Source organism: Roseateles sp. P1_C6 (genome assembly GCF_056406315.1).
In genome coordinates this window covers 137,711-155,220 of record NZ_JBFUAK010000015.1, presented here as the reverse complement: position 1 = coordinate 155,220, position 17,510 = coordinate 137,711, and the positions used below count along the sequence as shown (strand labels likewise).

Below are 17,510 nucleotides of genomic sequence, written 5' to 3'. Positions count from 1 at the left end.
GGCCGGAGCTGCGGCGGTTGCGGCCGCAGCGGCGGGCGCGGCGGCGGCCGGCGCGGGTGCACCGCCCCCTTCGACGAAGCTCTTGATGCTGACCAGCAGGTCGCTGGTGTCAAAGGGGTCGGCTCCGGAGCCCTGGTGGCGGCCCAGCTGGGCGCGCAGCGCGTCGCCCGACTGCAGCAGCACGTCAACCATCGCGGCATTGGGCTGCAGCTCGTGGCGGCGCAGCTTGTCCAGCAGCGTCTCCATCTGGTGGGTCAGCTCGGCGACGTCGCTGAAGCCGAAAGTCGCCGCGCCACCCTTGATGGAGTGGGCGCAGCGGAAGATGGCGTTCAGCTCTTCATCGTCCGCAGCATCGACGTTCACATTGAGCAGCAGCTGCTCCATGTTGTCGAGGTTCTCGCCGGCTTCTTCGAAGAAGACCTGGTAGAACTGGCTGAGGTCGATGCCGGCGCTGATGCTGGCGCCTTCGGAGGTCATGTCACCCATGCTGGTGCTCCTGTCGGATCCGACTTCAGCGGATGACCTTGCCGATCACTTCGATCAGCTTGGCCGGGTCGAAAGGCTTGACCAGCCAGCCGGTGGCGCCCGCGGCGCGGCCGGCCTGCTTCATCGTGTCGCTGGACTCGGTGGTCAGGATCAGGATGGGCGTGGTCTTGAACTTCGGGTTCTCGCGCAGCTTCTTGGTCAGGCTGATGCCGTCCATGCGCGGCATGTTCTGGTCGGTCAGCACCAGATCGAAGTCACGCGTGCCGGACTTTTCCCAGGCATCCTGGCCGTCCACTGCTTCCACCACGTTGAAGCCGGCGTTCTTGAGCGTGAAGGCCACCATCTGGCGCATCGAGGCCGAGTCGTCGACAGCGAGGATTGAGTGCATTTGAGTTTTCTCCGAGAAGACGTTTGCCTGGGGGGCTGGGAAATCAGAAAAGTTCGATGGAGCCGGCGTCCATCTCGTCCTGCGTGACCGGGTTGGGTCGCAGCGGCGCGATCTCGACGACGGCCGCGCCGTCCTCGTCGTCCATGCCGAAGGTGTCGCGGGCCAGCTGGTCGGCGCAGTTGCGCAGGCGCTGGCTGGTGTGGGCGATCAACTGCGTCGCCATGTCCTGGAATTGCAGCGCGGTGATGGCGCCGGCGATGTCCTGCATGATCTGCTTCAGCCCTTCGGAGGCGGGGCTGCCGTCGCTGCTGCTGAGCAAGGACATCGCCTCGTTGGAGGCGCTGTAGAAGTGCGTGGAAAGGGCTTCGCCCGCGTCGTCGAGCAGGCGCTGCAGGCGCTCAAGGTCGTTGGTCACCGTCATCAGGTGATCCTGCAGCTCCGCAGCCGCCAGCAGCGGCATGGCTGCCCCGGCTCCATCGAGATCGGCTGCGGTGGATGGTTCTGTCTGCATCGTGGCTCCGCGAGGGGATGCTGCTTCTTGTCCCAATGCCCTGTGGATTCCCTCAGGGCAAATGCATCATGGCATGTTCACCCGTTTTTCGGCAGCTGTCGACGGTGAGATGTCGCGAGAACGAGCCGTATTACCGGTTAGAACTGGGTTGGATGTGGCGCCGTGGGGCAGGGCGTCGGCGCGGCATACTGCGTTCCCATGACGATTTCTGGTGTGGAGCAGGCGTCTCGGACCCTGCATGTGCTGCATGTCGAGGACTCCGAACTCGACCACCAACTCATCTTTGCCCAGCTCATCCGCGCGGGGCTCAAGGTCGAGATGGAAAGACTGGACGCGTTGCCGGCCGTGCTGGCGGCGCTGGACCGTCCGTGGGACGCCATCATCTCGGACTACAACCTGCCTGGCTACTCCGGCCTGCAGGTGCTGGAGGCGTTGAAGGAACGCCACGTGCTGACGCCCTTCATCCTGGTGTCCGGCGAGATTGGCGAGGACACGGCTGTCGCCGCGATGCGCAACGGCGCATCCGACTACCTGCTGAAGAACAACCTGAACCGCCTCGCGCCGGCGCTGCTGCATGCGATAGATGCGGCCGAGAACGAGCGGGCGCGGGTGACCGCGGACCACGAGCTGATCAAGTCCAAGCAGCGCCTGCACCAACTGGCCGGCCATCTGCAGACCAGCGTCGAGCTGGAGCGGGCGGCCATCGCACGTGAGATCCACGACGACGTGGGCGGCTCGCTGACCGCGCTGAAGTTCGACCTGGCCTGGATAGACCGCCACGCCCAGGAGCCCGAGGTGCGCCTGCGTGTCGCGGCGGCGCTGGAGACGGTCAGCTCCGCCATCGACGCGAGCCAGCGCATCATGCACAACCTGCGCCCGGCCATCCTGGAGCAGGGGCTGGTGGCGGCGCTGCAGTGGATGACGGCGCGTTTCGAGCGGCGCACCGGCATCGAGGCCGGCCTGCGCCTCGGCGACGAACGCCTGGCGCTGCCGCCCGGCGTGCCGCTGGTGGCTTACCGCACGGCGCAGGAGGCGCTTACCAATGTTTCCAAGCATGCACAGGCAACGCGGGTCGACATCGAGCTCAGCCTGGACTCCGGCGTGCTGACGCTGGAGATCCATGACAACGGCCGCGGCATCGCGGCCGGCGACCTGGCCAAGGAGCGCTCCTTCGGCATCCGCGGCCTGCACGAGCGCGCCGCCACGGTGGGGGGCTGGGTGGACCTCAGCAGCACGCCGGGCGACGGCACCAGCCTGATCCTGACCGTGCCGCTGGCGGCCGATGCGATCGACGCGCTGGATGACTCGACCGATTTCGGCAAGGACACCGGCGCGTCCATCTGGGGCCGCGTGTGATCAAGGTCATCCTCTGCGACGACCACGGCCTGATCCGCCGCGGCATCCGCGACACGCTGGCCGACAGCGGCGACATCGAGGTCATCGGCGAGGCCGGCGACTACACCGAGCTGCGCGGCCTGCTGCACAAGCTCGGCAAGGACAACCCCTGCGATGTGCTGGTGCTGGACATCAACATGCCCGGCCGCTCGGGCCTGGACGTGCTGCATGTGCTCAAGGACGAGGGCGCCGCGATCCGCACGCTGATCGTGTCCATGTACCCCGAGGACCAGTACGCCATCCGCGCGCTGAAGGCGGGCGCCTATGGCTACGTCAACAAGGGCGGCGATCCGGCCACGCTGGTGCAGGCCGTGCGCACGGTGGCCCAGGGCCGCAAGTACGTGACGCCGGAGATCGCGCAGATGCTGGTCGAGAGCCTGACCGCGCCGGTCACCGAGCAGGCCCACCACAAGCTGTCCGATCGCGAGCTGCAGACCCTCGTGATGATCGCTTCGGGCAAGCGCCTGTCGGACATTGCCGAGGAGCTGATGCTCAGCCCCAAGACGGTCAGCGTCTACCGCGCCCGCGTGCTGGAGAAGCTCGGCCTCACGAACAACTCCGAGTTGACGGTCTATGCCATCCGCAATGGCCTCGTCGCCAGCTGAAGGGCTTGGCTGAGGTCCTCGCCGCCGGCCTTCCCTGTCAACCATGGCGAATCCAGGCGCCAGCCTCGACCTGGCCGCGCCGGCGCTGAAGCTGGCGCCAGAGGTGCGCTAACCCGCCGTTCATCGCCGTTGCCGTCGATTCGGCGGCTCGGGCGGCCGTTCATCAAGCTGATGACAACTTGTGGCAGCAGCCGCTGCACAATGCGCCGGTTTTCAGGTGGACGGCCCATCCCGCCTCGGCTTGGGCGTGCCGCCGGACGCATGTTTCGGGGAGCGAGTCATCGATACCGGATTGCTGAAGGAACTGCGCATCGACGGTGCGCATCGTGACGATCACGACGGCGGGTCGCCGAAGTGGGTCTGGGTGTTGGTCGTGGCCCTCGCGCTGCTGGGCCTGGGCGGCGCTGGCGCCTGGTGGTGGCTGGCGAACCACAAGCCCATTGCCGTGCAGACGGCGACGGCGCGCGCCAATGGGCAGGGCGCCAGCAGCGACGCTGTGCTGCAGGCCACGGGTTATGTCACGGCGCGCCGCATGGCGACCGTGTCCGCCCAGATGACTGGCACGCTGACCGAGGTGCTGATCGACGAGGGCGTTCGTGTCAAGAAGGGCCAGGTGCTGGCCCGACTGGACGACACGGGGCTGAAGGCCGGCATGGCCGCGGCCGAGGCCCAGGTGCGCAGCGCCGAGGCGTCGACCGGCCAGCTGCGCGCGCAGCTGGCGCAGGCCGAAGCCGATGCGCGCCGCCAGGTCGAGCTGGCCAGCAGTGGCATGACCACGCGCCAGAACCAGGAGCAGACGGCCACCGCCGTGAAGGCCTACAAGGCGCAGATCGAGGCGTCGCAGCGCCAGGTCGAGGTGGCCCAGGCCCAGGTGCGCCAGGCGCGCGTCAACTTCGACTACGCCACCGTGCGCGCGCCGTTCGACGGCGTCGTCACGGCGCGCGCGGCCCAGGTGGGCGAGATCATCTCGCCGCTGTCGGCCGGCGGCGGCTTCACCCGCACCGGCGTGGGCACCATCGTCGACATGGAGTCGCTGGAGGTGAATGTCGACGTCAACGAGGCCTACATCGCCCAGGTCAAGCCCGACATGCCTTGCGAGGCCGTGCTGGACGCCTACCCGGACTGGAAGATCCCCGCCCACGTCGTCGCCGTCATCCCGAGCGCCGACCGCGGCAAGGCCACCGTCAAGGTGCGCGTGGCACTGGAGAAGAAGGACGACCGCGTCGTGCCCGACATGGGGGTGCGCGTGAGCTTCCTGGCGGCCAAGCCCAAGGCACAGGCCGCGCCCGTGCCCGGCGTGCTGCTGCCGCCGGACGCGCTGGCCGAGCGCGATGGCGCGCCGGTCGTGTTCGTCGTGCACGACAACCGCGTCGAACAGCGCGCGGTCCAGTCGGGCGCGGACGTGGGCAAGTTCAAGCTGGTCACGGCCGGCGTGAAGGCGGGCGAGACGGTCGTCGTCGCGCCGCCCGCAGAGCTGAAACAGGGTTCAACCATCGTTGCTAAGGAATGAGCATGAGCGCATTGATCGAGGTCCGCGATCTGTCCAAGGTCTACACCCGCGGCAAGCAGAAGGTGGAGGTGCTGCACCACATCGACCTGGATGTGCAGCAGGGTGATTTCCTCGCGCTGATGGGCCCGTCGGGCTCGGGCAAGACCACGCTGCTGAACCTGATGGGCGGGCTGGATGCGCCCAGCGGCGGCGCCATCACGGTGGGCGGCGAGCGCATCGACCAGCTTTCCGGTGCGGCGCTGGCCAAGTGGCGGGCATCCCGGGTCGGCTTCGTGTTCCAGTTCTACAACCTGATGCCCATGCTGTCGGCGCAGAAGAACGTCGAGCTGCCGCTGCTGCTGACCAAGCTGTCGGCGGGTGAGCGCAAGAAGCGCGCGGCCATCGCGCTGCAGCTGGTCGGCCTGGCCGACCGCGCCTCGCACAAGCCCACCGAGCTGTCGGGCGGCCAGCAGCAGCGCGTGTCCATCGCGCGGGCCATCGTGTCGGACCCGACGCTCTTGGTCTGCGACGAGCCGACCGGCGACCTGGACCGCCAGTCCGCCGAGGACGTGCTGACGCTGCTGCAGGCGCTCAACCGCGAGCACGGCAAGACCATCGTCATGGTCACCCATGACCCGCGCGCCGCCGCACGCGCCAGCCACACGCTGCATCTGGACAAGGGCACTCTCGTCACTGCCGCTGAAGCTCTGGCCTGATCAACAGGAGGCCCATATGAAATACCTCCACCTGATCTGGGCGGCGCTGTTCAGGCGCAAGCTGCGCACCTTCCTGACGCTGGTCTCCATCATCACGGCCTTCTTGCTGTTCGGCCTGCTGGACGCGGTGCGCGTCGGCTTCGACCAGGCCGGCCAGAGCGCCAATGGCGCGCAGCGGCTGCAGACGGGCGCCAAGCTCAGCTTCATCCAGCTGCTGCCGATGTCGCTGGGTGCGCGCATCACGCAGATCGACGGCGTCAAGGACACGACCTTCGCCAACTGGTTCGGCGGCGCCTACCAGAAGCCCGAGAACCAGATCTTCAGCTTCGCCGTCGCCACCAACTATCTCGACATCTACCCCGAGATGGAAGTCTCGGCCGAGCACCGCAAGGCCTTTGCCGAGACCAAGGACGGTGCCCTCGTCGGCGAGGCCCTGGCCAAGCGCTTCGGCTGGAAGGTGGGCGACCAGGTGCCCATGCAATCCACCATCTTCCCGGACAAGAACGGCAGCCAGAACTGGCCGTTCAAGATCGTCGGCTTCATCCACGTGTCCGACAAGAAGACCGGCGGCTGGTTCGACCAGATGTTCCTGCTGAACTGGAAGTATTTCGACGACACCACGCCCTGGAACCAGGGCCAGGTCGGCTGGTACGTGACGCGCGTGAAGGACGTGAACCAGGCGGATCGCGTGCTCAAGGCCATCGACGAGATCTCGGCCAACTCCGACCACGAGACCCGCACGCTGACCGAGCAGGCCGCCACGGCCGCCTGGATGAAGCAGCTGGCCGACATCAACCTCATCGTCACGTCCATCATGGGCGCGGTGTTCTTCACGCTGCTGCTGCTGGCCGGCAACACCATGATGCAGGCCGTGCGTGAACGCACCGGCGAGATTGCGGTCCTCAAGACGCTGGGCTTCTCGGGCGAAAGCGTGCTGGGCATGGTGCTGGCCGAGTCGGTGCTGCTGCTGTTCATCGGCGGCTGCGTCGGGCTGGGCCTGGCCAGCGTGGTCGGCCCGGCCGTGGGCGCGGCCAGCAACGGGGCGCTGAACCTGCCCGCGGCGGGCGCGGCGAGCTGGGCCATCGGCGTGGGGCTGATGCTGGTGTTCGGCCTGCTCGTCGGCGCGCTGCCGGCGCTCAATGCGATGCGCCTGAACATCACCGACGCACTGGCGGGGAGGGCTTGAACATGCGGTTCCTGAAGAACTTCGGGCTGATCCTGCTGACCGTCGCCGTGCTGGTCGGCTGGGTGGTGCTGCCCTGGCAGGGGGCATTGGCGCTGGTGGTCTTGCTGGCGCTTTGGCTGGTGCTGGCCCGCAGCGGCGCGCAGGCGCGCTCCGTGGCGGCGGTGGGCATCAGCACGCTGAGCCAGCGCATGGGCTCCTCGGCCGTCATCGTCGTGGGCATTGCCGGCGTCGTCGGCGTGCTGGTCGCGCTGCTGGCAATGGCCGAGGGTTATGCGCAGACGCTGCGCAACTCCGGCAGCCTGGACACGGCCATCGTCATGCGCGGCGCCTCGGCCAACGAGGTCTCGTCCTCGCTGAGCCGCGAGGACATCGTGCAGATCGAGCAGGCGCCGGGCGTGGCCCGCAACGCCAAGGGCGAGCCCATCATCTCGGCCGAAACCGTCGTGGCGGCCAACCTGCCGATCAAGGGCAGCAAGACCGACGAAGCGGGCAGCGCCCAGGTGCGCGGCATCAGCGAGGCCGCCTTCACCGTGCGCCCCAATGTCAAGATCATCGAGGGCAAGAGCTTCCAGCCGGGGCTGCGCGAGATCATCGTCGGCAAGGGCGCGGTGCGGCAGTTCGAGGGCCTCAAGGTGGGTGCCAGCCTGAAGCTGGGCAACCAGCCCTGGACCATCGTCGGCATCTTCGCGTCGGGCGACTCGATGGAGTCCGAGCTCTGGGCCGATGCCAACGTCGTCAACGACACCTACAAGCGCGGCAGCGGCCGCAATTCGGCGACAGTCAAGCTCGACAGCCCGGCGGCCATCAAGGCCTTCGGTGCCGCGCTGGAGGCCAACCCGCAGCTCAAGGTCAAGGCCAGCACGACGCTGGAGTTCTTCGCCAAGCAGTCGGAGCAGATGACCAAGATCCTGCGCATCATCGGCATCACGGTCGGCGCCATCATGGCGGTGGGCGCGGTGTTCGGCGCGCTGAACACGATGTTCGCCGCCGTCGCCGCGCGGGCGCGGGAGATCGCCACGCTGCGCGCCATCGGCTTTCGCGGCCTGCCGGTCGTCGTGGCCGTGATGCTGGAGACGACGCTGCTGGCGCTCATCGGCGGCCTCGTTGGCGGCCTGGCGGCCTGGCTGCTGTTCAACGGCTTCGAGGCGTCGACGATGGCCGCGGGTTCGGTCGGCAAGCTGAGCTTCAGCCTGGCCGTGTCGCCGGCGCTGCTGTGGGAAGGCATCAAGTGGGCGCTGGCCATCGGCTTCGTCGGCGGCCTGTTCCCGGCCGTGCGCGCTGCCAGCCTGCCCGTGACCACCGCGTTGCGAGAGGCTTGAGGGCGTCAAGCTAGGGGGAGGGTGCCGGATGCTGCATCCGGCGCGTGCGCCCTGGACGTAGGGGAATGGGTCTCGTCCCACACCCCAACCCAGGAGCCTCTCCATGACGTCTTCGTCAATACGCACCGCGCTTGCCGCGGCAGCCTTCCTCGTTTGCGCCTCGTCGCAGGCCGTCACGCTGATCGGCCTGAACAGCCAGAACCAGATCAGCCGCATCGACACGGCGAACATCGCCGGCGCGATGAACACGGACATCACCGGCCTGATGGCCGGCGACCGCCTGGTCGGCATCGACACCCGGCCCAAGGACGGCAAGATCTACGGCGTCAGCCTGTCCAACCAGCTCTACACGGTCAACGAGCTGACCGGCGCGGCCAGCTGGGTCGCGGCGCTGAGTGCGCCGGTGATCCAGTCCAACCTGGGCTATGGCATCGACTTCAACCCGGTGGCCGACTTCGGCACCGGCGCGTCGCTGCGCCTGGTCAGCTCGGCCGGCGACAACTTCGCGATCAACGCCGCCACCGGCGTCGTCGGCAATGCCGCCAACAAGATCGCCGCAGGCTTCACCGGCGTGGCCTACACGAACACGACGCTGATGCCGGCCGCCGCGCCGGCCAGCACGGCGCTGTACTACGTCGACGCCAACAACGACACCTTGGCCATGGCGTCCTCGGCGTTCAACACGCCCACCATCACGACGGTGGGCGTGCTGGGCGTGGACGTGCTGAAGGCCAACGGCTTCGAGATCCTCGGCAACGGCCAGGCCTATGCAGCGCTGAACGTGGACGCCGGCACGTCGCTGGCCACGGGCATCTACAGCATCAACCTGGGCACCGGGTCGGCGACGCTGATCGGCACCTACAACGGCACGCTGTCGGGCCTGACGGTCAGCGCGGTGCCTGAGCCGAGCACCTACGCCATGATGGGGCTGGGCCTGCTTGGCCTTGCCGTGCTGCGCCGCCGCCGTAGCCGCTAACTGAACGCCGCCAGCAGACGCTCCAACGCCACGGTGAAGGGCGTCTGCATCAGCGGCAGCGTGGCCACCATGCCGATCAGGCCCACGCTGACGGTCAGCGGGAAGCCGACCGAGAACACGCCGATCTGCGGCGCCACGCGCGAGATCACGCCCAGCACGAGGTTGACGAACATCAGCATCGTGATCAGCGGCAGTGCGATCCACAGACCGATCTGGAAGATCTCCGCGCCCCACTGCTGAGGCGTGGCCACGCGCAGGAAGGCGAAGGGCTCGCCGCCCACCGGGAAGGCGTGAAAGCTCTGCACCAGCGCATTGATCAGCAGCAGGTGGCCGTTGATGGCGATGAACAGGAACGCCACCATGCTGCCGAAGAAGCGCGCGCTGGCCGTGCCCTGGGCGCCGGTGCCGGGGTCGAAGAAGCCGGCGAAGTTCAGGCCCATCTGCAGGCCGATGATTTCGCCGGCGAACTCCAGCGCGGCGAAGACGATGCGCACCGCAAAGCCCATGGACAGGCCGATCAGCAGCTGCTGCGCGACCAGCAGCGTCAGCGCCGGCAGCGAGTCCAGCGGCGCGATGGGCATCTCGGGCAGCGAGGCCTGCGCCGCCAGCGCGATGAACAGCGACAGCCCGATGCGCAGGCGCAGCGGCACGTTGCGCTGGCTGAAGGTGGGCATGCCGGCAAACAGCGCCAGCGTGCGGATGAAGGGCCACAGCAGCGGGTTCAACCACGCCATCAGCTGGGCCTCGGTGACGCTGAACATCGACGCGGTTCCCGCCTGGCGCTAGCCGACGACCGAGGGGATGGTCATCAGCGTGCGCTGGATGTACTCGACCAGCGTGGTCATCATCCAGGGCCCGGCGACAGCCAGCGTCAGCACCGCCGCGATGACCTTGGGCACGAAGGACAGCGTCGCCTCGTTGATCTGCGTCGCCGCCTGGATCACGCTGATGACCACGCCGACCAGCAGCACGACGATCAGGATGGGTGCGGCCACCAGCATCATCATGTACAGGCCTTGCTGGCCGAAGGTGAAGACTTGTTGTGCGTCCAATCCGATTCCTTTGCGGGACAGACCGCCCGAGCGTATTCGCGAGTAGCCCTGTCCCCAACTGACTAAGTGACAAATGAGGCGGCCAAAGAGCCGAGCAGCAGGTTCCAGCCATCCGCGAGCACGAACAGCATCAGCTTGAAGGGCAGCGAGACGAGCACGGGCGACAGCATCATCATCCCTAGGCTCATCAGCACGCTCGCCACGATCATGTCGATGACGAGAAAGGGGATGAAGATCAGGAAGGCGATCTGGAAGGCGCTCTTCAGTTCGCTGGTGACAAACGCCGGCACCAGCACCTTGAAGGGCACGTCCTCGGCCTTGACGCTCGCGTCCAGCTTGGCCAGGCGCGAGAACAGCGCCACGTCGGCCTGGCGCGTCTGCTTGAGCATGAAGCCGCGCATGGGCACCTCGGCGCGCTTCAGCGCCTCGTCGAACTGGATGGTGCCGGCGCTGTAGGGCTGCCAGGCCTCGGCGTAGACCTTGTCCAGCGTCGGGCTCATGACGAAGAAGGTCAGGAACAGCGACAGGCCCACGATGACCTGGTTGGGCGGCGCGGCCTGCGTGCCCAGCGCCTGGCGCATCAGGCTCAGCACGATGGCGATGCGCGTGAACGCCGTCATCATCAGGATGATGGCGGGCAGGAAGCCCAGCGCCGTGAAGAACAGCAGCGTCTGGATGGGCACCGAATAGCTGCCGCCGGCGCCCTGGCCGATCAGCAGCGGCAGCGTGGCCGGCGGTGTCTGGGCCTGCGCGAGCGCGCCGCCGGCTGCCAGCAGCAGGCCGCTGCCCAGCAGGGTCTTAAGCCGCATCGCCGCGCTCCTTGCTGAGCAACTTGGCGAACGAAGCCGGTGGAACCGGTTCGGCCTGCGGCGGCATCACATGCAGCGTCGTGATGCTCTGCGCCGTGGCGCCCAGCACCAGCCAGCGCCGGTCATCGCCCTGGCCCACCTCGACGACCAGCAGGCGCTGGTTGGGGGCGGTGGGCAGCTGGGCGACGACACGCAGCACGCCGGCGGCCGCCGCGCCGCCCAGCGGCGTGCGCTTGAGCAGCCACAGCGCGACAGGGATCAGCGCGACGATGCCGAGGAACCAGAGAAAGGGGAGCAGGCCAGAAGCATTCATGCCTCGGCATTCTGCGGACGGACTGAAGCGGCCGAACCCCCTAAATGGCCCGGCAAACCCTTGGTTGTCCGAAGACCATGGCCGGGTCGGGGCCGATCAGGCTGCCTTGGACAGGCGGCGCATGCGCTCCGACGGCGTGACGATGTCGGTCAAGCGGATGCCGAACTTGTCGTTCACGACCACCACCTCGCCCTGGGCGATCAGGTAGCCGTTGACCAGCACGTCCATGGGCTCGCCGGCCAGCGCGTCCAGCTCCACGACCGAGCCCTGCGCGAGCTGCAGGATGTTCTTGATCGGGATGCGCGTGCGACCCAGCTCCACGGTCAGCTGGACGGGGATGTCCAGGATCATGTTGATGTCGTTGCCCGGCCCCGCGCCCATGGTGGGCGTGAAGTTGGCGAAGCTGGGCGTGGACACCTGCTCGGGTGCGACCTCGGAGACGACCTCGTTGCTGGCAGGCGCGGGGGCGGGCGCGGCCTCGGCAAGCGCCGCGGCCCATTCAGCCGCCATCGCGTCCTGTTCTTCTTGGCTGGGGGAATCAGGGCTCATGTTTGGCTCCCAACCAGCTCTCTTGAGAGCCGGTCAGCATCTTGTCGATCTTGAGGGCGTAGCGGCCGTTGGACGTGCCGTAATGGCAGTCAAAGACCGGCACGCCGTCCACCTTGGTCTGGATCATGGGTTCGAGATCCAGTTCGATGAAATCGCCCGGCTTGAAGGCGAGCAGCTGCTCCACCGTGGCCGGCGCGGTGCCCAGCTCGGCGACGAGTTCGACCTCGGCCGACTGGATCTGCGTCTTCAGCAGGTTGATCCAGCGCCGGTCGGGCTCGGAGGAGTCGCCGACCGTCGTCGAATACAGCACGTCGCGGATGGGCTCCAGCGTCGAGTACGGGATGCAGAAATAGATCGTGCCGCTGGTCTCGCCGATCTCCAGCGTGAACGAGGTCGACACGACAATCTCGCTGGGCGTGGCGATGTTGGCGAACTGGGGCTGCATCTCCGAGCGCTGGTACTCCAGCTCCAGCGGATAGATGCCCTTCCAGGCCTTGTGGTACTCGGCGAGGATGACCTCGACGATGCGCGTGATGACACGCTGCTCGGTGGGCGAGAAGTCGCGGCCCTCGATGCGGGCGTGGAACTTGCCGATGCCGCCGAACAGCGAGTCGATGACCGCGAACACCAGCGTCGGGTCGCAGACGATCAGCCCGCTGCCGCGCAGCGGCTTCACCGACACGATGTTGAAGTTGGTCGGGACGACGATCTCGCGCAGGAAGGCGCTGTACTTCTGCACCTTGATGCCGCCGATGGCGACTTCGGGGCTCTTGCGGATGAAGTTGAACAGGCCCACGCGGATGTTGCGCGCGAACCGCTCGTTGATGATCTCCATCGTGGGCATGCGCCCACGAACGATGCGTTCCTGGCTGGCGAGGTTGTACTCGCGTATGCCGCCAACCTGCTCCTCTTCGGCCTCGAGCTTCTGGCTCTCGCCGGTGATGCCCTGGAGCAGTGCATCGACTTCGTCTTGGGAAAGGATCTGCTGATTCATGGCCGATCCGTCACTGCACGATGAAATTGGAGAAGAGCACCTGCGAGATGGGGTTCTCGACGTGGGCCTTTTTCTTCTTCTTTTTATTGGGCGCGTCGCCGGTCTCGGCCTCGTCCTCGTCGTCGAGCTCGATGCCCATGGGGCGCACCGCTTCGCGCATGATGTCCTTGGCGAGCTTGTCCTTGCCCTCGCGGGTCAGCAGCTCGACCGCCGTCTTGTGCGCCAGCACCATCAGCACATTGCTGCGGATGGCGGGCATGAAGGCCTTGATCTGGTCGGCGAACTTCGGGTCCTCGACTTGCAGCGTGATGCCGATCTGGGCGAAGCGGTCCACGTCCTTGTCGGCCAGGTTGACCGTGAACGGGTCCAGCGGCACGAAGGTGGGCGGGTGGTCGCTCTTGGCGTGCGCCTTGGGCTTGACCGGGGCCTCGGTGGCCTCGGCGCCATCCTCGCCGTCCTCGGCGACCGGCTTCTTCTTCAGCAACATGAAGGCTGCGCCGCCGCCGACCAGCACCAGCACCAGCACGGCGGCCACGATGATGATCAGCTTCTTGCTACCGCCCCCCTTGGGTGCGGCTTCTTCGGCAGCCGGCGCAGTGGCCATGAGAACTCCTTGAGCACGCGCCCACGGCATGAGGTGGGCACTTCTGCGCTCGATTATTGACCTCGACCCGGCCCGGCAAGCTTGGATTAGCTGGCGCCAGGCGTGGCTATTTCCGCTTCAGCCTCAGGCAAACGTGTCGAGCAGGCCCACGCTGCGGCGCACGGGTGCGGCCACCGGGCCCGCAGGGCCGGCGCCACGGGCCGCGCCGCTGCGCGAGCCGCGTTCGCCGCCAGGACCGTCACGCCGGTCGTCGCCGTGATCTGTGTCACGCGCGGCCTGCTGGAAGACGCCGCCGCCGGACAGCGTCAGCCCCTGGCCCTGCAGCGCGGCGGCCAGGTCGGGCAGGCTCTGCTCCAGCGCCTGGCGCGTCTCGGCCTGGGCGGCGTGGAAGGACACCTGGGCCTGTGAACCGTCGACGACGATCTGCACGGACACCGGGCCCATGTCGGCCGGGTTGAGCTGCAGCTCGGCGTGCTGCACGCCGTCCACGGCCAGCAGGCTCACGCGCGCACCCAGTTCGGGCGCGAACGCGGCGCTGTGCAGCGGCGCCTGCAGGCCGGCGTAGGTGGCGGCCGGGGTGTCGGCCACGGTGGGCGGGGTCGGCAGGGCTTGCGCGAGCGCGGCGGCAAAGCTCGGCGCCGCAGGTGTGGTGGGCGCCGCGGCGGGCTGGGCGTCCTGGGTCGTCTGCGTACTGGCCGAGGCAGCCTGCTGCAGTTCGCTGCTGGCAGCGCGCTTGTCCGCCTGGCCGGCCAGGCGGTCGGCGGCCTTGGCCTGTGGTGCGTCAGCCGTGTCGCCACCTCGGGCGCTCGCGTCCAGCGGGCCGGCGCGGCTGGCGTTCCTGGCCGAGGCGCTGTCGTCGGCATCGCCCTTGGCCTGCGCCGTGCGGTGGCCCGCCGGCACGGCGGCGGTGGCCGCCTCCAGCTGGGCGGCGGCCGGTGCGGGCGCCGTCAGGCCGATGAGCTGGGTGAACTCCTTCAGCTCCGGCGTTTCCGTGGCGGCGTCCTCATCCTGGCTGCGGGCGGCTTCGGTTTTGCCGTCGGCCGCCGCCGTGGTGTCGGCCTTGGCGGCTGCCTTGGCATCGACCTTGGCGGCGCCGTCAGACGCACGGCCCTGGCCGGCCGGCTTGGCCGTGGGCGGCGCGGCGCGGCGCGGCGGCGTGGCGGTGGCCGCCTGTGCGGGCGCGGCGTCGCTCGCGGCGTCCTGCTCGTTCGGCGGCGTGTCGTTCTGCGCGGGCGGGGTCGGCGGGCTGGCCTGCTCGGTCAGGAACTGGGCGAAGCTCGGTCCGCCGGCCGTGTTGGCGGGCGTGCCCGGCTGGGTCTGGGCGGCGGGCGGCAAGGCCGCCTTCGGCGCAATGTTCTGGGCGCTGCTGAGCATGGTCACCTCAGGCGTGGGCCATGCGGCGCAGGTGGGCGCGGGCGGCGAATTCGTCGCTGGCGCGTTGCTCGCGGCGCTGGGCGACCTTGGCGGCCTCCGCCTGGCGGCGGGCGATCAGCTGGCGCAGCGCGGCCACGCGCAGTTCGGCCTGGCGCAGCGCGTCGCGCGCGCGCGTCTGGCGCTGGTCGGCGTGCTGGGCGACATGGCCTTGCGTGTCGACGGCCTGGTCCAGCCGGCGGCCAAAGCTCTGGTAGCAGCCGACGATGTCCATCGTCGTGGCCTGCGTGAAGCTGTGCGTCCAGCGCTGCTGGTAGTCCTGGCGGTAGCCGGCCAGCTCGCCGTGCTGCGCGCGCGCGGCTTGCGCCTGGGCGACGGCGGCATGCAAGGCTTGGGCGGCGGCGTCGCGCTCACCTTCGGCGCGGTCCAGCAGCAGGCTCAGCGTGTCTTGGGCAGTGGCACTCATTCAACAACTCCAGCGCGCGCACAAGCCGGTGGCCCGGCGCTCAGTCGATATCGGCGGCCCAACCCGGGGGTTTAGGCGCCTTGGACCACGGCCTGCAATTGGCTGACGCTGGCGTGAAGAAGTGCCGGGCTGTGCATGTCCTGCTGCAGCAGCCGCGTCATGTCGGCATGCAGGCGTACGGCCAAGTCCAGCTCGGGGTCACTGCCCGGGGCATAGGCGCCGAGCTGGATCAGGTCGCGGGCCTTGTTGTATTTCGCCAGAAGTTGGCGGAATCGACGCGCGGAATCGACCTGGTTTTGGGGTGCAACACTGGTCATCACCCGTGAAATGGAGCGCTCGATGTCGATGGCCGGGTAATGCCCGGCCTCGGCCAGCTCGCGGCTCAGCACGATGTGGCCGTCCAGGATGCCGCGCGCCGCGTCGGCGATCGGGTCCTGCGGGTCGTCGCCCTCGGTGAGCACCGTGTAGAAGGCCGTGATCGAGCCCTCGCCCGGCAGGCCGTTGCCGCTGCGCTCCACCAGCTGCGGCAGCTTGGCAAAGCAGCTCGGCGGGTAGCCCTTGGTGGCCGGCGGCTCGCCGATGGCCAGCGCGATCTCGCGCTGCGCCATCGCGTAGCGCGTCAGCGAGTCCATCAGCAGCAGCACGTGGCGGCCCTGGTCGCGGAAATGTTCGGCGATGGCCGTGGCGTAATGCGCGCCCTGCATGCGCATCAGCGGCGGTGCATCAGCCGGCGCGGCGACGACCACGCTGCGTTTGCGGCCCTCGTCGCCGAGGATGTCCTCGATGAATTCCTTCACCTCGCGGCCGCGTTCGCCGATCAGTCCCACGACGATGACGTCGGCCTGCGTGTAGCGGGCCATCATGCCCAGCAGCACCGACTTGCCGACGCCCGTGCCGGCGAACAGGCCCAGACGCTGGCCGCGGCCCACGGTCAGCATGGCGTTGATGGCGCGCACACCGGTGTCCAGCGGCGTGCGCACCGGGTCGCGGTCCATCGCGTTGATGGGGCGCCGCACCATGGGCTCGTTGTGGATGTTGGCCAGCTCGCCGCCGCGGTCCAGCGGATGGCCGTGCGGGTCGACGACGCGACCCAGCAGGCCGTCGCCCATGGGCAGGTGCAGGCCGCGGTCCTCGCCGCGCCGCCAGGGGTGCAGCGGCTGGCCGAGCTGGGGTGCCAGCGGCGGCAGGTGGCGCGGCACGACGGTGGCGCCGCTGGACAAGCCTTGCACCTCGTCGGTGGGCATCAGGTAGGCGCGGTCACCCGAGAAGCCGACGACCTCGGCATTCACTGGCGCCGAGCCGCGGCGCGGGCTGCTGCCGCTGCTGGGCATCTGGATGCGGCAGACCGAACCCATCGGCACCTTGATGCCGGTGGCCTCCAGCACCAGGCCGGCCACGCGCACCAGCTTGCCGTGAGATTCGAGCGGCGCCGGGTTGGCGGCCAGCGTCTCCAGGTCGGCCAGGTAGCGCTGCCAGCGCTCCTGGCGTTCCTCTGGATCAGGCGTCGTCATCCTCGCCTCCGCGGCGATCCTGCCAGATCGACTGCTGGCCGATGGTGGACATGGCCTGCTGCCAGCGCGTCGCGATGGTCGCGTCGACGCTGGCGATGTCGGCATCGACCTTGACGCCGCCGCGCGGCACTTCGGGGTCGGGGATGAGCTGGGCTTCGCGGGCCTGCATCTCGTTGCCGGCCCCCGCCTGCACCAGCGGGTAGTCGTCGGGGTGCACGCGCACACGCACATGGCGGGCGGACAATTGCAACGCCTCGACGGCGTCATGCGCGACGCGTGCGATCAGCTCGGGGCGCTGCTCGATCTCGCTGCGCACGACCTGGCGGGCCAGCTCGACGGCGATGCGTGCGATGGCCTGGGCCATGTCGCCCTCCAGCTCGCGCAGCTCGACGTCGAAGTTATGCACCAGCGTGCCGATCTGCGCGCTCATCTGCTGCGCAAAGCTGTGCTTGAAGGCATCCAGCGCGGCCATGCCGTCGCGGTAGCCGTCCTGGTAGCCGCTCTGGCGGGCAGCGTGCAGCAGGTCTTGCACATTCGGTTCGGGCGGCGGAGGCGGCTCCACCGGGGCGCTGGCGGCCGGCGTGGGCGCGGCGGGGCGCATCGGGCTGAACGGCGTGGCCGCTGCTGCACCACCCAGGTTGTCCAGGTTCCAGGCCTTGGCGCCTTGCAGCTCCTCGCCCGGGATGAAACGAGCGTAGGTGCCACGGCGATCGCTCTCGCGGCGGTCGGGGGGCGGCACCTGCCGCGGCGGCTGACGACTGGTGGCCATG

At 68.6% G+C, this 17,510-nt stretch carries 21 protein-coding genes; 7 read left to right on the top strand and 14 right to left on the bottom strand.

Features of this window, described 5'->3' with window-relative positions; all coding sequences use genetic code 11:
• The 3 genes from AC1D29_RS28225 to AC1D29_RS28215 all read right to left on the bottom strand — a co-directional run.
• A partial coding sequence (locus AC1D29_RS28225) for an Hpt domain-containing protein (RefSeq protein ID WP_477903847.1) occupies positions 1-486 on the bottom strand: 486 nt, incomplete at its 3' end.
• 25 nt (positions 487-511) lie between these two features.
• Positions 512-874 (bottom strand): response regulator, encoded by a 363-nt coding sequence (locus AC1D29_RS28220; protein WP_394410235.1) that lies wholly within the window; start codon positions 872-874, stop codon positions 512-514.
• Between the two features lie 43 nt (positions 875-917).
• Positions 918-1,385 (bottom strand): hypothetical protein, encoded by a 468-nt coding sequence (locus AC1D29_RS28215; protein ID WP_477903845.1) that lies wholly within the window; start codon positions 1,383-1,385, stop codon positions 918-920.
• A 198-nt stretch (positions 1,386-1,583) separates the two neighbouring features.
• Here AC1D29_RS28215 and AC1D29_RS28210 point away from each other — a divergent pair, with 198 nt between their 5' ends.
• The 7 genes from AC1D29_RS28210 to AC1D29_RS28180 all read left to right on the top strand — a co-directional run bounded on the left by AC1D29_RS28210 (position 1,584) and on the right by AC1D29_RS28180 (position 9,071).
• Positions 1,584-2,741, top strand: a complete 1,158-nt coding sequence (locus tag AC1D29_RS28210; protein WP_477903843.1) for a sensor histidine kinase — start codon at positions 1,584-1,586, stop codon at positions 2,739-2,741.
• The gene (locus tag AC1D29_RS28205; protein WP_477903841.1) at positions 2,738-3,385 is read left to right on the top strand and encodes a response regulator; all 648 of its coding nucleotides are present in this window, start codon (positions 2,738-2,740) and stop codon (positions 3,383-3,385) included. The genes AC1D29_RS28210 and AC1D29_RS28205 overlap by 4 nt, the downstream gene beginning before the upstream one ends.
• A gap of 292 nt (positions 3,386-3,677) precedes the next feature.
• Positions 3,678-4,895: an efflux RND transporter periplasmic adaptor subunit gene (locus AC1D29_RS28200; RefSeq protein ID WP_477903839.1), complete on the top strand. Its 1,218-nt coding sequence runs from the start codon at positions 3,678-3,680 to the stop codon at positions 4,893-4,895.
• Positions 4,892-5,590: an ABC transporter ATP-binding protein gene (locus AC1D29_RS28195; RefSeq protein ID WP_477903837.1), complete on the top strand. Its 699-nt coding sequence runs from the start codon at positions 4,892-4,894 to the stop codon at positions 5,588-5,590. The genes AC1D29_RS28200 and AC1D29_RS28195 overlap by 4 nt, the downstream gene beginning before the upstream one ends.
• 16 nt (positions 5,591-5,606) lie before the next feature.
• Positions 5,607-6,776 carry an ABC transporter permease gene (locus AC1D29_RS28190; RefSeq protein ID WP_477903835.1) on the top strand — a complete coding sequence of 390 codons (1,170 nt, stop codon included), beginning with the start codon at positions 5,607-5,609 and terminating at the stop codon, positions 6,774-6,776.
• Between the two features lie 2 nt (positions 6,777-6,778).
• Complete coding sequence (locus AC1D29_RS28185; RefSeq protein ID WP_477903833.1) at positions 6,779-8,095, top strand: ABC transporter permease; 1,317 nt, start codon at positions 6,779-6,781, stop codon at positions 8,093-8,095.
• A gap of 103 nt (positions 8,096-8,198) precedes the next feature.
• Positions 8,199-9,071, top strand: a complete 873-nt coding sequence (locus AC1D29_RS28180) for a DUF4394 domain-containing protein (RefSeq protein ID WP_477903830.1) — start codon at positions 8,199-8,201, stop codon at positions 9,069-9,071.
• Here the strand turns inward: AC1D29_RS28180 and fliR are convergent.
• From fliR to AC1D29_RS28125, 11 genes are all read right to left on the bottom strand, one after another.
• Positions 9,068-9,832 carry a flagellar biosynthetic protein FliR gene (gene fliR / locus AC1D29_RS28175; protein ID WP_477903828.1) on the bottom strand — a complete coding sequence of 255 codons (765 nt, stop codon included), beginning with the start codon at positions 9,830-9,832 and terminating at the stop codon, positions 9,068-9,070. The two genes, AC1D29_RS28180 and fliR, sit on opposite strands and share 4 nt — an antisense overlap.
• 21 nt (positions 9,833-9,853) lie before the next feature.
• Positions 9,854-10,123 (bottom strand): flagellar biosynthesis protein FliQ, encoded by a 270-nt coding sequence (gene fliQ / locus AC1D29_RS28170; RefSeq protein ID WP_477903826.1) that lies wholly within the window; start codon positions 10,121-10,123, stop codon positions 9,854-9,856.
• A 62-nt stretch (positions 10,124-10,185) separates the two neighbouring features.
• The gene (fliP, locus tag AC1D29_RS28165) at positions 10,186-10,932 is read right to left on the bottom strand and encodes a flagellar type III secretion system pore protein FliP (RefSeq protein ID WP_477903824.1); all 747 of its coding nucleotides are present in this window, start codon (positions 10,930-10,932) and stop codon (positions 10,186-10,188) included.
• Entirely contained in the window at positions 10,922-11,245 is a 324-nt protein-coding gene (locus tag AC1D29_RS28160) for a FliO/MopB family protein (protein WP_477903823.1), read from the bottom strand. Before AC1D29_RS28160 ends, fliP begins: the two co-directional genes overlap by 11 nt.
• A 96-nt stretch (positions 11,246-11,341) precedes the next feature.
• Positions 11,342-11,794 carry a flagellar motor switch protein FliN gene (gene fliN / locus AC1D29_RS28155; RefSeq protein ID WP_477903822.1) on the bottom strand — a complete coding sequence of 151 codons (453 nt, stop codon included), beginning with the start codon at positions 11,792-11,794 and terminating at the stop codon, positions 11,342-11,344.
• Positions 11,784-12,788: a flagellar motor switch protein FliM gene (gene fliM / locus AC1D29_RS28150; protein WP_477903821.1), complete on the bottom strand. Its 1,005-nt coding sequence runs from the start codon at positions 12,786-12,788 to the stop codon at positions 11,784-11,786. The genes fliN and fliM overlap by 11 nt, the downstream gene beginning before the upstream one ends.
• Positions 12,789-12,798: 10 nt before the next feature.
• Positions 12,799-13,392: a flagellar basal body-associated FliL family protein gene (locus AC1D29_RS28145; RefSeq protein ID WP_477903819.1), complete on the bottom strand. Its 594-nt coding sequence runs from the start codon at positions 13,390-13,392 to the stop codon at positions 12,799-12,801.
• A 123-nt stretch (positions 13,393-13,515) separates the two neighbouring features.
• Positions 13,516-14,766, bottom strand: a complete 1,251-nt coding sequence (locus tag AC1D29_RS28140) for a flagellar hook-length control protein FliK (protein WP_477903817.1) — start codon at positions 14,764-14,766, stop codon at positions 13,516-13,518.
• A gap of 7 nt (positions 14,767-14,773) precedes the next feature.
• Positions 14,774-15,229: a flagellar export protein FliJ gene (fliJ, locus tag AC1D29_RS28135; RefSeq protein ID WP_477903815.1), complete on the bottom strand. Its 456-nt coding sequence runs from the start codon at positions 15,227-15,229 to the stop codon at positions 14,774-14,776.
• A gap of 71 nt (positions 15,230-15,300) precedes the next feature.
• The gene (gene fliI, locus AC1D29_RS28130; protein WP_477903813.1) at positions 15,301-16,740 is read right to left on the bottom strand and encodes a flagellar protein export ATPase FliI; all 1,440 of its coding nucleotides are present in this window, start codon (positions 16,738-16,740) and stop codon (positions 15,301-15,303) included.
• Positions 16,727-17,509 (bottom strand): FliH/SctL family protein, encoded by a 783-nt coding sequence (locus AC1D29_RS28125; RefSeq protein ID WP_477903811.1) that lies wholly within the window; start codon positions 17,507-17,509, stop codon positions 16,727-16,729. The genes fliI and AC1D29_RS28125 overlap by 14 nt, the downstream gene beginning before the upstream one ends.
• Position 17,510: the final 1 nt, after the last annotated feature.